The following is a 13290-nucleotide window of genomic DNA, read 5'->3' on the forward strand; positions in this document are numbered from 1 at the left end:
CCTCAAACCTCATAAACAACTCTATTTTCAGCGTGGTTTTTCTGCCCTCTCCCTTATGCAGCAAACTTTATAGGTCGCTTGTCACCCTCTGAGGTAGTGAGGGTAACATCAGCCGCAGCATAAGCTCCCTTCTGTCCAGACTCAAACCCTTCTGAGATTGTGGCGCTAATTGCTCGTAAGGAAAAAAATGAAATGAGGAAAACCGCTCCGCCTACTACCTTCAATGGAAATGCTAATTTCAACATAATCAACAAAGTTAAATACTCAACTAACTACTAATTTAAATTAGATTGATTATCTATTGATTAAGCTATTTTTAAAACTATAATTATAAATTCCAATTATTAAATCATTAAGTACTTTTATTTGCTGAAGTTATCAAAAATAAATGCAACACTTTGCAAGTAAATAAAATTCACTCCTATCTAACTTAAAATATTCTGTATAATTAACGATCTTATAATTACGATTAAATTTCTCTAAAAACTGCTGCTTTAATCTTCTTACAAATATCCACCCAAGCTTTATTCTCTTGTGCTAAGTTCAAGCTGTCTAAAGGTTGATTTGGAGGGTGTGCTGACTGATACTTTTCAATTTCTGTTTCGTCATAGCCGCTAGAACTCAACGGTATCCAAATAATCGTGAGTCCTTTAGCTTCCGCCGCATCCAACAATGGGGGTAACTCATTATCAGCAATAAAGTCTGATGCTAAAAAATCTGGGCTAACCAACAATACTGCCACTTTTTCTGCTGCTAAAGCATTTTCAATTTCTTCGCGCCACTTAGCACCAGGTTGAATTTTGCTATCGTCCCACACCAGCATATTTTGGTTACGAATTATTGGTTTAAGGTGCTTCTGGAGTTTAGTAAGCCACTCTTGATCTTGATGACTATAGCTAATGAAAACTTGATTTCTAGTTACGGGTTCAGACATGGATTTTTCTAAATTTGGTGAAGTCGATAAAACATCATCAATCAGTCTACGGACATCTACCATATCACCACTATCCTGGCACTGGATTTTGTAGCGATTATTGTCCCGGAATTTATACAACACGTCTCGACGGTAAAAATGAGGCGTTTGACTATCTTTACAGCTTTCACAGTTGCAGGGAACAAGTGTTTGATATTTTAGGTTTTCATAAGAATTATGTATTTTATCTAGTTCATGAGTGATAACTGCTAGGAGTTCTTTCTTGCGGTTTCCTTCTACGCGGATTTTAATTTCTCGTTGATTGTAGTATTCAATCACTTCAGCACGGCTTTTGTATTTAGCAAGAACAACGCCTGTTTTCCAAACTAGGGTTTGTTGTTCAATATCAGAGTGCATTTCGACTATAAAGCGGGTAAGAATACCTTTCGGCATGAAGTCATATTTATAGCGCAGAATTAGGTTATTGGATTCATACCAATTGAAATCAGGTTGATTGACAGAGAGTAATTGAGGTGCAATATAAATGCCAGGACGACTAGGTATTTCGTAACACAGTTTAAATTTCATCATTAGCCGCAACAGTTCTGGTCGCATATTGGCATATTTGTTTTCGTGCCAAATATTTTTTAAATCATTGCGATGAAATTTACCCAGGTTTTGAATTACTTGTGGATTATCTAATACTTTGTAAACGGCATCTGTACCCCAAGTGGGCTTGAGAATCACAGTTTTTATTAAAAAGTCATCATCTTGGAAGTGAAGGCATACACCCAAATCATGCAGATAGTCACTGAGTTGGAGTTTATCCTCTTGTTTAGTAAAACCATGTTTTTGACAGATGTTTAGATATTCTTCCAAGCTAATATATTCGCGGGAGTCACCTTCTAAAGCTTCCCGCACTTTAACCCAGGTTTTAGGGAGTTCTATTCCTACATGAGGTAAGTTAGTAATATAATGCTTAATTTTATTTAAGATTTCTGGCAGACCGCGATCAGTGGCTAAGTTTGTAGTAAGTGTTTCCTTAAAATTAGTAAATTCGCGCCGTAACTCTCGCTCGTTTATTTCTCGCTTGCGCTCCTGCTTTTCATTGTTGACAATTAACAAAGGACTATTACCGCTCAGTAATTCAACCACATTTAACCAGTAATAAAAATCTGTGTCTTCTTTGCGAGTATCAGCAACTAAGGTATAAAGGGAGCGTTTTGTGAGAAAAAATTGGTGGGTAGCATGGTAAATTTCTTGACCACCAAAGTCCCAAATGTTGACCTGAAATTCTCTGTTATTGTCAAGCAAGAATTTCCATTGAATAACATCTATGCCTTCGGTGGTATTTTCATCTTGTTGTAACGTATACTTATTGTCTTGAATTTTTTTGGCTAGCGTAGTTTTACCTGCACCACCTTCTCCCACAATGATTAATTTAGCTTCATAGAGGCGATCAGTTTCTTGTTCTAGTTGTTGCTTGCAAAAGTCAAGAATTGCTTTAAACCCTTTCGTGATAATTTCTGGTGGAGGTGATTCTAAAGGATTACTGTCAAGGTTGAGGAATAGCAGGTTGGTGAGTTGGCAAAATTCCGGTGACAAACTGCTCAGTTGATTATTGCTAAAGTTGAGGGATTGCAGGTTGGTGAGTTGGCCAAATTCCAGTGGCAGACTGCTCAGTTGATTATTGCTAAAGTTGAGGGATTGCAGGTTGGTGAGTTGGCCAAATTCGGGTGACAGACTGCTCAGTTGATTACTGAAGAGGTAGAGCGTTTGCAGGTTGGTGAGTTGGCCAAATTCGGGTGGCAGACTGCTCAGTTGATTACTGCTGAGGTCGAGCGTTTGCAGGTTGGTGAGTTGGCCAAATTCGGGTGGCAGACTGCTCAGTTGATTACTGCTGAGGTCGAGCATTTGCAAGTTGGTGAGTTGGCCAAATTCGGGTGGCAGACTGCTCAGTTGATTACTGAAGAGGTAGAGCGTTTGCAGGTTGGTGAGTTGGCCAAATTCGGGTGGCAGACTACTCAGTTGATTACTGGTGAGGTTGAGGTATTGCAGGTTGGTGAATTGGCCAAATTCCGGTGGCAGGGTTGTTAAGCCTTTGCCAGAAAGGTCTAATTGTGTCTTCTTATCTCTGACAGCTTTTTCAATAATTTGCAGCAGTTCTTCGTTAGTCATTTCGGGTTTTACAGAAGCGATGCCTGACACGAGTTGCTGCTTGGACGCGCAGCAGAAAAATTGAACTAATTAATAATGTAGCCTCTATCAAGGATTAGATTGTGGCGATCGCAGGCTCCTACGCCTCTAGACTCGACCTCAAAACCTCACCATTCCACCTGTGAACACGAACTGTCGAGCAAAAAGGGCATAGGCGTAGCCCGTCGTAGACATCGCTCCACCTTTGAACACCAGCTGTAATATATATAACCCTTTCTCTTTCTTCTCTTGGCGTTCTTGGCGGCTTGGCGGTTCGATAATCATAATTTGCTTTCAGAGAATAAGTGCGATCGCAGCAAAATATCTAACTTTTTGTATTTAACTTTAATATTGTTATGTAATCCTATGTAACTTGATGGCTATAGCTTTCCAAATTGCCCAGTTTCTATCCCAGATTACTGTATATAAATATGCCAGAAACTCAATCAAGTCCTCATATACATACAAACACATCAACCAAAGCTGATATCTTACCTGCATCTGTTATCTCCTCTTCTACCTCTCAAGAAATCTACGATGTTGTAGTGGTTGGCGCTGGGCCTATTGGGTTAGCAACTGCCATTGGCTTACGTAAACGTGGAATCGAAAATGTCCTTGTCATCGATCAAACTCGCGCCTTTCGTCAAGTTGGACAAACACTGGATCTTCTCCCCAATGGATTAAAAGCTCTCAAACTTTTAGATCCTAATGCTTACGAAGAAGTCAAAAATACTGGACTGGGTTTATTAAACTCCAAGCAGTCTAATGATCAGGAACCTGTCAAACCTACTCAAAAGCAACAACCTCCAAAGGCTTCACCCCAATGGGTTTACAAAAATTTAAAGGGCGAGATAATTCGGTCAAATTCACTTAGTTTTGATGACTGGTTTAAAGATTATGGTGAGGGTCGAGTATCAATTTCTTGGTACAATTTACAGACAACCCTCAGACAGCTACTTCCACTAGACATAGTTAAAGTTAATCACCGTTGTATTAATGTTGTGAATGAGCCGGAAAAAGGTTGTATCCGCATAGATTGTATAGGTGATACAGCAATAGAAACCAACCCTTATGCCTATTGGATAGATGGGCAAAAAGATAACGATCCGCAGCCTCAAAACTCAGATATTCTCACCCAAGAATCAGCAACAAAATCCATTAGAGCGAAACTAATTGTTGCGGCAGATGGGATTAATTCTACAGTTCGTAGGCTACTTTATACAGATACTCAATATCATGATTTTGCTCGACCTGAATACTCTGGGTTTGCAGCTATATTTTGTATGGAAATAGCTGAAGTACCAAAGGAATTATTGACAAAACTAGAAGAAGATTTCTTTCAAGACTCACCACTTGTCACAATCACTAATGATGAAATAACTGGAAATTCTGTTTGTATAAATAACATCAGGATAATATTATTTCGCAGACCAACTGGTGTACTTGGGTACATAATACATCTTGCTTTGCCTTTAGAATCGTTGCAAGAAAAGTCAGAAAGTTCTTTAATTGACTTAGCTTTGCAGGAGTTGGAAAAAGCAGGTTTTCCTGATGCGCTCAAGCAATTAGTGCGTCTGTCTCCTCCTGCCAAAATGCAGCAGCGTCCATACTACATTCACCCCGCTAGCATTTTGGATTCTCTACAAGTTTCTAACCCAACTGACCTCAATATAGAAGCTAATCCTGTCAAAATTCCACCAGCCTGGAGTGTAGGGCGAATCGTCTTAGTTGGCGATGCCGCACATGGAATGCCTCCCTTCATGGCTCAAGGGGCTAATCAAGGATTGGAAGATGCGCTAATAGTTACAACACTCATCGCTAAAATTGCTGAGGAGAATAACTGGAACGATCTGCAAGCTATAGCCAAAGCCTTTGAGAAATACGAGTATCTTCGTCGCCCATTGATGGCATACGTCCAAGAAGCAACATTAAAGCGATCGCCCCACTCGTCAGATAAAGAGTGGGAAGACTACAGCCAACAGATGTATCGCCGCAATTTCGACCAAGTAATAAAGGCACTGTAGTTTACCGCCGATGAAAAATTTTGATTACAATGCAGATGTCCACTAGGCGGCGTGCTGTCTATCCACGTAAATCCAGAAGATAATCGATGAGTAATCAACTACAAGACTACAATCCTAGCGGCGTAGGTGAAATAAATGGCAACCTCTTAGGTTTGCCTTGCGATTATGAGTCTGCAAACCTGATTGTCTTTGGTGTGCCGTGGGAAGTCACTGTTTCTTATGGCGCAGGCACAGCCAATGGCCCCCAGCGAATTCTCGATGCTTCAACTCAACTAGATTTGTTCGATTTCGATAACCCTAATGGTTGGAAGCAGGGAATTTTCATGGTAGAAATTCCCCAAGATATTTTAGAGAAGAATACATACTACCGCGCCTTGGCAGCAAAAATTATTGAGCGATTAGCCCAAGGCAAAGAACTCTCAGATACACCAGATTTAACACCTGTCCTCACAGAAATTAATCAGGCTAGCCAACAGGTAAATCAATGGCTGTTTGAAAATTGCCAAGAAGCAATTAACAAGGGTAAGGGAGTCGCAGTTATTGGTGGAGATCACAGTTCGCCATTAGGTTATTTCCAAGCATTAGCAGCTAACTACGCCAACTATGGCATATTACACATTGATGCCCACGCAGATTTACGCGATGCTTATGAGGGATTTGAGTTTTCCCATGCGTCGATTATGTTTAATGCGATGAAAATACCGCAAATTTCCAAGCTAGTGCAAGTGGGTTTGCGTGATATTAGTCATGATGAAGTGCAAATGATAGACCAATCTGAAAGTCGCATTATTGCCTATTACGACCCAGCCATTAAGCAAAGGCTTTACTCTGGAACAACTTGGCTTGATTTATGCCAAGAAATCATCAGTCATTTACCTGAGTATGTTTACATTAGCTTTGATGCAGATGGTCTAGATCCAAAACTCTGCCCAAGTACAGGTACTCCTGTTCCCGGTGGATTGGAATTAGAGCAAACATTTTTTCTGTTCCGGGAATTAGTCAAGAGTGGTAGAAAAATTATTGGCTTTGATATTTGTGAAGTCGGTGATGCCGAATGGGATGGTAATGTTGGAGCGCGGGTGGTTTACAAGCTGGCAAATTTGATGGATTTGTCAAAACAGAATTCGTAATTCGTAATTCGTAATTCGTAATTGTTGAGTTACTAAAATTGTTCGACTGAGATGTTCTGCGATCGCTCAGTCGATCTACCTTCACACTTTTCGCGTAGCGTTCCCCAGGAAAGTCCAAAATTTAAAATTAAATAATAAGCCCCTGACTTGATTGCTGGAGTCAATCTAAAATTTTTTGAATAACCTTGCTCTACTATCTAAAAATTTTAAGATAAAGAATAGCCCGTTGCTTTGTGAACGTATTGCACAACTTTTTGATATGATTCGGGATTACTCACAGGATTAATAATGATGGGAATAGTACCATCTGGCAACCAGAAAGTTATCCTACCATTCGGTTCATGACAAAAGGAACTGATGCAGTTGAGATTAATTACATATTCATTTTTTTCGTAAAGGATTTTCACCCAGTGGGCATGATCTAATTCTAAACTTGTCACACATTCTAAATAATCGAGAATCTTTTGATAATCTTCTAGGTTACTTTGTGGATTAATGACTATTGGAATGGCACTATCGGGTAGCCAAAAAGTAACCCTGCCATTCACTTCATAACAAAAAGCATGGACACGTTCAAAATTCACGACATATTCTCTCCTCTCGTAAAGGATTTTCACCCAGTACGCCACAACATCTCCTCAAGTCCGAAATTTACGAATGATGCACCCTGTATGTCCAAGTCTACTGAAGCCTTAAGTTTTTGTTGCTGTGTACCAATTCAAAATCAAATTAATTTGTTTGAATTATGAATTGTTAAGAAACCTCCAATGGTGTTGGTGTACCTGAAGTTGACAGAGAAAGAGCGATCGCTGCTTGAATAAACCCTTTAAATAAAGGATGAGGGCTACTAGGACGCGATTGAAATTCTGGATGAAATTGGCAAGCCAGAAAGAATGGGTGCTTGGGTAATTCCACAATTTCAACTAACTGTCCATCAGGAGAAGTCCCACTGATCACATAGCCGGACTTTAATAAGAGATCGCGGTAAGCATTGTTGAACTCATAGCGATGTCTATGTCGTTCATAAATGACATCTTCTTGATAAAGCTTGAAAGCCAATGTATCAGGAAGAACACGACAAGGATATAGCCCCAAGCGCATTGTACCCCCTAAATCGACAACTTCCTGCTGTCCTGGCAATAAATTAATTACCGGATTCGTTGTATGAGGGTCAAATTCAGCACTATTAGCATCTGTTAATCCCCCTATATGCCTAGCCCATTCAATTACAGAACATTGCATTCCCAGGCATAAACCCAAAAAGGGAATTTGGCGATCGCGTGCGTATTTAATGGCGGCAATTTTGCCATCCACCCCCCGAACTCCAAAACCTCCTGGCACAACTATTCCATCAACACCCCCAAGATGAGCTTCGGCTGATTCATTTTCCAAATCTTCTGAATTTACCCAACGCAGGCGCAGTTTGCCATAAGTGGAAATTGCCGCATGGTTTAATGCTTCCACCACAGATAAATAGGCATCACTTAACTGCACATATTTGCCGACAATGGCAATTTCTAACTCGTGCTTGGGAGTATGTAACCGTTGTACCAAGGTTTGCCACTGCGTCAAATCTGGTTGGCGTTGCTCCATTTGCAGCAAGTTCAGCACTTGTTCTGCCATTCCTTCCCGTTCCAGATTTAGGGGTACTTCATAGATACTTTTGGCATCTTGAGAAGTAATGACGCATTCTTCGGGCACATCGCAAAATCCCGACAATTTTTGCTTTAATCCCTTGGGTAAGGGGCGATCGCTCCGACAAACTAAAATATCTGGTTGAATACCAATGGATCTGAGTTCTTTAACTGAATGCTGTGTTGGCTTAGTTTTCATCTCACCCGCAGAAGCAATCCACGGTACTAGCGTCACGTGCATATACAGCACATTCTGCCGTCCCACCTCTTTGCGAAACTGGCGAATCGCTTCCAAAAACGGCAGTGATTCAATATCTCCCACCGTCCCGCCAATTTCTGTAATTACTACAGATGGATTTGTACTTTTAGCAACTCGCAGAATCCGGTCTTTTATTTCATTAGTAATATGAGGAATAACCTGTACAGTGCCGCCATTGTAGTCTCCGCGTCGCTCTTTATTAATGACTGCCTGGTAAATCGCGCCAGTAGTCACACAGTTCAAGCGCGACATTGAGGTATCGGTGAAGCGTTCGTAATGCCCCAAGTCCAAATCTGTCTCCGCACCATCCTGGGTAACGAATACTTCCCCATGCTGAAAGGGACTCATTGTGCCAGGATCGATATTGATATAAGGGTCGAGTTTGAGAATCGACACCGAATATCCGCGCGACTTGAGCAAACGCCCTAGACTTGCTGCTACAATGCCCTTACCAATACTGGAAACTACGCCTCCAGTTACGAAGATAAACTTAGTCATAGTAGTTTGAATTTCTAACAACTTCTAAAAATACATCCCGTCATTGTGCCACAGTTATTGTGGTGTAATCTTCTATGATTTGCTGTGAAAAACCTTTTAGGATTAGTAATATTAGGCTGTATTCTCACATCCTCCGTAGCATTGGCAGAACCATCTCTTATAGTCGTTTTTCCCAAGACAGACTACCAGACGAGTTCCCAAAAAATCTTTTTTCTGGGGACTGCACCACCAGATGGTGAGGTTTTGATCAATAGTAAGCCAATTAACCGCAGCAAAGCTGGTCATTTTTCCCCTAGTTTCCCTTTGCAGTTGGGAGAGAATCTTTTTACTGTGCGTCGCCAGAATCAAGAACTTAAGATTAAGGTGATCAGGGTTAACACTAGCCCTGAACTACCACAGGGGGTAGCATTTGCTAAAGATTCCTTGACTCCCGCCGCTGACATTGCCAGACTACCAGGAGAACTAATTTGTTTTAGCGCGATTGCACCCCCTAACGCCAATGTCTCTGTAACCCTGGCTAATCAAACGATTGCCCTTTCACCCCAACCCCAAGAGGCACAACTGCCAAATAATTTAGCAGCACTGACAGGGCAAAATCAGCCTTATGCCCAGTCTAGCGTAGGCAATTATAAAGGTTGCACCACAATGGCTACAGCCGCCGATCTGGGAAAACCTCAGTTTCAACTAACACTCAATGGCAAGACGATAACTCAACCAGGGACTGGTAAAATTCAAATCCTCTCAAGAGCAGAGTTGCCGGTTTCTGAGGTTACAGTAGAGTCAGGCGTTGCTCGCACTGGCCCAAGCACCGATTATTCTCGACTCACACCACTGCCTAAAGGCACACGCGCAACAGTAACAGGTAAGGAAGGTGAATGGTTGCGCCTAGACTATGGCGCTTGGATTAATAGTCAGGAAACTCGCATTCTACCTGGTGCAATTGTGCCACAGACAATAATTCGCAGTGTCGGATACCGTCAACTCCCTGGTGCAACAGAGATATTTTTCCCCTTACAAGTTCCCATACCTGTGAGCGTGCAACAAAGTGAGAAAGCTCTCGCTCTCACTCTCTACAATACTACTGCCCAAACGGACATTATTCGCCTGGATGATGACCCTCTAATTTCTCGGCTAGATTGGCAACAGGAGACTCCAGAACAAGTAAAATACACCTTTAACCTCAAAAAAGCTCAACAGTGGGGATATAAGCTGAGATACGACGGTACAACCCTGGTTTTGGCTTTGCGTCATCCGCCTAATATTGGGAACACAAGACGCAAGCTTTTAGCTAATCTCAAGATTGTACTCGATCCAGGGCATGGCGGTAAAGAATCTGGTGCCAGTGGCCCAACTGGATATTTAGAAAAAGATGTGAATTTGGTGGTATCTAAGTTGCTGCGGGACGATTTGGTGAAGCGAGGGGCAACGGTAGTGATGACGCGGGAGGACGATAAGGAGGTTTCTCTAGCAGAACGTCAGGCAATTATTAGTAAAGAAGAACCTGCGATCGCTATTTCCATACATCACAACTCCTTACCCGATGATGGCGATGCTGAAAAAACCAAGGGATTCGCCGCTTTTTGGTATCAACCCCAAGCCCACAGCCTGGCAATGTTTTTACAGACTTATGTAGTCAAAAAACTCGGCAAACCTTCTTATGGTGTGTTTTGGGATAACCTAGCGCTGACACGCCCAGCAGCTGCGCCATCGGTGTTACTAGAATTGGGTTTTATGAGCAATCCCGATGAATTTGAGCAAGTAGTGAACCCAGAAGAACAGAAAAAAATGGCTGATGCGATCGCTCAGGGGATTACTGAGTGGTTTCGGAGTGTGAGATAAATTTTGAGGTACAACACTAGTTGTACCTTCGTAGAGTGCGATCGCGTCCGGCAAAGCGCAGCCCATTGCTATTTTTTAGCTAGTTTCTGGTCAATATTGCGATCGGTCTTTGTTCAAGCTTTTTGACTTTTATAGTGCGATCGTCAAAACCATTCTTACTGGATCAATCAAGTAAAATGAAAGTTCAGTACTTCCTGAGAGGTGTCCGATGACTATGCTTGAGCGCCGCCATCAACTTCAACAACAGATTGCTCAACTTCCAGATGACCAACTAACTCAGGTTGAGCAATATATAGCATTTCTTGGTTTTCAGAAAACAGTTCCATCTCAATCAGAAGTGACCAAATCACCTTCCACTGGAGCTTCGATTCTGGCATCTTTAGAGCAAGCACACACTCCGTCCGATTCTCCTCTGGAGGATGAGACTTTAGCACAACCACCTGAAGATTTTGCTGCTAAAATCGCTGAAATAAAACAACGTGGCGATCGTTCTCAATCTGTGATTCGACGAGGTTCTACAGGTCAAGATTTGCTTAAATTTGCTGGTACTTGGCATGGAGACGACCTAGATGAGTGCCTAGCATTTCTTGATGCAACCCGCTCAAAAGCGAAGTTTTAAGCCAATAATTTATGTATTTGCTGGATACGAATCACTGTAGTTATCTCATTAACAACAATCCTCAAGTTGTAGCAACTGCTCAAAGCTATGCTCAAGATCCTTTTGGGATTAGCATCATTAGCTATGGTGAGTTGCTCTACATGACGGAAAAATCAGAGCGTCGAGAGATGAACTTACCAGTGGTTCAAGAATTCCTGACAGAGATTGATATCTATCTGATTAACAAAGAAATAGCTGAGATATACAGTCAACTGAAGAACTGCATTTTTCGTCAATTTGCCCCAAAAGAAAAAAATAAACGCCGCAGTACCCGCATTCAGGATCTCGGTTTTGATGATAATGATATATGGATCGCCGCAACAGCAATTTATCATAATATTACTCTCGTCTCTGCTGACAGCGACTTCACTAGGATTCAGCAAGTTTACAGCTTTTCACTCGAATCCTGGATTTAACCAGTATGCTTAACTAATAAATTAAGTGCCAATTTAATAAACATCGCTATTTTTTAGATAGTGACTGCTCAATGTTGTGAGAAGTTTTTGTTCGGGGCAATTCATGAATAGAGCCATGCAGAAGATAGCAAAAACAGACCTCAAGTTATTGAAAGTTGCGTTAGCGTAGTCCGTCGTAGACATCACTGATTTGCTTACTACGGTGAAGCTAGTTGAAGCCTGTAGTAAGCTTTTGCCCGTGATTACTAAGTTTTTCGGCTTACCATAACTTAGTAAATATTACTCTACGTCTGGGTCGATACCCATTGCCCTAAGCCGTTCTGCTAATTGTGTAGCTTTTTGTTCTGCTTGCTCGGCTCTTTGCCTTTGCAACTCGGCTTCTTCTTGACCAATCAGTAACAGATTTCCTTCTAAATCCCACCAGCGCAACCAAAATTGTTCAGGATTATTTAAGTAGCTTCCCTGCCATAACCCTAGTTCCACACCTAAAGGAGGAATTGGGTAGTGGCCTCGCTCATTAGGCTGCATTTTGTGGTAAGAAAAATCTACCAGGTGATAAACCTCCAGTTTCTCATTACTAATTTCATAAATCGCATAGTAGGGAATTCGGATTACTCGCTCATATACCCAAAATTTACCGGGTTTTGCGCCTTCCCGACTACCAGCTAAAGGTAAAGGAGTAACATCTCGTTCTTCATCGCCATTACCACTAGCTAGTTCTATAGCAATCAATGGGGGTATGTATTCACGCCACAAAACATAGGAGCGACGGTTTTTGCCATCTAGCCTTGGTAGTACACCAGGAACATAAAACCAATCCGGTGCTGCTGCTCCTTTTTCTGGTGGTTCAGTTTCTCGCCAGTAAATACCACAATCTTGACCAATGCAATACTGTCCATCTGGATGTAAGCGTTGCAAAATTTGAGCAATTGAGTCTGTCAAAATGACGGTTTGGGGATGCTCTTGAAAATTTTTCACAAACGTACCATCGGACTCTGGTAGTTGAGTGTGATCGGGAAACTGGGGCGGTATGGCAATATCAGCAAGTGTTTCACTCATACTTTGAAAAGTATTGCAGCTATTTTTTTAGTGCTTGACGCTTCCCATAAAGTGTTACGAACTAGTATAACACCTTGCTCTGTCTTGATTTCAGTACTTCTACCCTGCTAGAACCGCTTTGATTGCGGATAAAAATATATGAAATCTTATATTTTGAAACCGTATGTATTTTAAAATCGGCGGTATGGTGGGAGCGATCGCTATTTTATTGAGTAATGGCAGTGCGATCGCTGAAGGTGTTGGCACAGCCATCGCCCAAGATGCACAAAGATATATTACTGTGGGGCATGATAAATTAGGAAACAGCGTCGCTCTGGACACAAAAACTATTCAGGGTACAACGTACAAACTTTACGGTATGTACGGAGATGGTATCTTCGAGACTACATTCGACGCATCATGTTCCGAATCGCGGCTTTTTCGGAATCACATTGCCATTTACAGTTCAGAGGGACAGCTACTTCAAGAGGATAAGGAGAAAGGAGAAATACCTTTTGTCGCCAATTCTTCACCAGGCAAAGGAATGAAAATTGTTTGTCAAAAGATTGGGGCCATTGGTTGGTAGGTTAGTAGGGAATGGCCCATTACCAATTCCCAATTCCCCATTCCCCATTACCAATTCCAATTCCCAATTCCCCATTCCCCATTACCAATTCCAATTCCC

12 protein-coding genes are annotated in these 13290 nt (G+C 41.7%); 6 read left to right on the forward strand and 6 right to left on the reverse strand.

The window, feature by feature from the left end; all coding sequences use genetic code 11:
• Positions 1–53 precede the first annotated feature (53 nt).
• The 3 genes from V7K69_RS19415 to V7K69_RS19425 form a co-directional block, all read right to left on the reverse strand.
• Positions 54–245 (reverse strand): hypothetical protein, encoded by a 192-nt coding sequence (locus V7K69_RS19415; RefSeq protein ID WP_335037194.1) that lies wholly within the window; start codon positions 243–245, stop codon positions 54–56.
• A 224-nt stretch (positions 246–469) separates the two neighbouring features.
• Positions 470–3091 (reverse strand): COR domain-containing protein, encoded by a 2622-nt coding sequence (locus V7K69_RS19420; protein ID WP_442936168.1) that lies wholly within the window; start codon positions 3089–3091, stop codon positions 470–472.
• A gap of 138 nt (positions 3092–3229) precedes the next feature.
• On the reverse strand, positions 3230–3394 hold the full coding sequence (locus tag V7K69_RS19425; protein ID WP_335037198.1) for a hypothetical protein: 165 nt from the start codon (positions 3392–3394) through the stop codon (positions 3230–3232).
• A gap of 146 nt (positions 3395–3540) precedes the next feature.
• Here V7K69_RS19425 and V7K69_RS19430 point away from each other — a divergent pair, with 146 nt between their 5' ends.
• Together V7K69_RS19430 and speB are read left to right on the forward strand one after the other, a co-directional pair.
• On the forward strand, positions 3541–5133 hold the full coding sequence (locus tag V7K69_RS19430) for an FAD-dependent oxidoreductase (RefSeq protein WP_335037200.1): 1593 nt from the start codon (positions 3541–3543) through the stop codon (positions 5131–5133).
• 86 nt (positions 5134–5219) lie between these two features.
• Positions 5220–6263: an agmatinase SpeB gene (speB, locus tag V7K69_RS19435; RefSeq protein ID WP_335037202.1), complete on the forward strand. Its 1044-nt coding sequence runs from the start codon at positions 5220–5222 to the stop codon at positions 6261–6263.
• Positions 6264–6469: 206 nt separating this feature from the next.
• On the opposite strand, the gene V7K69_RS19440 is transcribed toward speB, so the two are convergent.
• Positions 6470–6892: a hypothetical protein gene (locus V7K69_RS19440; protein ID WP_114084087.1), complete on the reverse strand. Its 423-nt coding sequence runs from the start codon at positions 6890–6892 to the stop codon at positions 6470–6472.
• Between the two features lie 124 nt (positions 6893–7016).
• Positions 7017–8654, reverse strand: coding sequence for a CTP synthase (locus V7K69_RS19445; RefSeq protein WP_335037205.1), 1638 nt, complete (start codon positions 8652–8654; stop codon positions 7017–7019).
• 84 nt (positions 8655–8738) lie between these two features.
• Here V7K69_RS19445 and V7K69_RS19450 point away from each other — a divergent pair, with 84 nt between their 5' ends.
• The 3 genes from V7K69_RS19450 to V7K69_RS19460 all read left to right on the forward strand — a co-directional run bounded on the left by V7K69_RS19450 (position 8739) and on the right by V7K69_RS19460 (position 11567).
• On the forward strand, positions 8739–10493 hold the full coding sequence (locus V7K69_RS19450; RefSeq protein ID WP_335037207.1) for an N-acetylmuramoyl-L-alanine amidase: 1755 nt from the start codon (positions 8739–8741) through the stop codon (positions 10491–10493).
• A gap of 208 nt (positions 10494–10701) precedes the next feature.
• Complete coding sequence (locus tag V7K69_RS19455; RefSeq protein ID WP_335037209.1) at positions 10702–11112, forward strand: hypothetical protein; 411 nt, start codon at positions 10702–10704, stop codon at positions 11110–11112.
• Between the two features lie 11 nt (positions 11113–11123).
• On the forward strand, positions 11124–11567 hold the full coding sequence (locus V7K69_RS19460; RefSeq protein ID WP_335037210.1) for a type II toxin-antitoxin system VapC family toxin: 444 nt from the start codon (positions 11124–11126) through the stop codon (positions 11565–11567).
• A gap of 279 nt (positions 11568–11846) precedes the next feature.
• Here V7K69_RS19460 and V7K69_RS19465 read toward each other — a convergent pair whose 3' ends face one another.
• A complete protein-coding gene (locus V7K69_RS19465) occupies positions 11847–12626 on the reverse strand; it encodes a Uma2 family endonuclease (RefSeq protein WP_335037211.1) in 780 nt (259 codons plus the stop codon).
• A gap of 163 nt (positions 12627–12789) precedes the next feature.
• Here V7K69_RS19465 and V7K69_RS19470 point away from each other — a divergent pair, with 163 nt between their 5' ends.
• Entirely contained in the window at positions 12790–13191 is a 402-nt protein-coding gene (locus tag V7K69_RS19470) for a hypothetical protein (protein WP_335037213.1), read from the forward strand.
• Positions 13192–13290: the final 99 nt, after the last annotated feature.

It is taken from the genome of Nostoc sp., assembly GCF_036917775.1.
Classification (GTDB): domain Bacteria; phylum Cyanobacteriota; class Cyanobacteriia; order Cyanobacteriales; family Nostocaceae; genus Nostoc.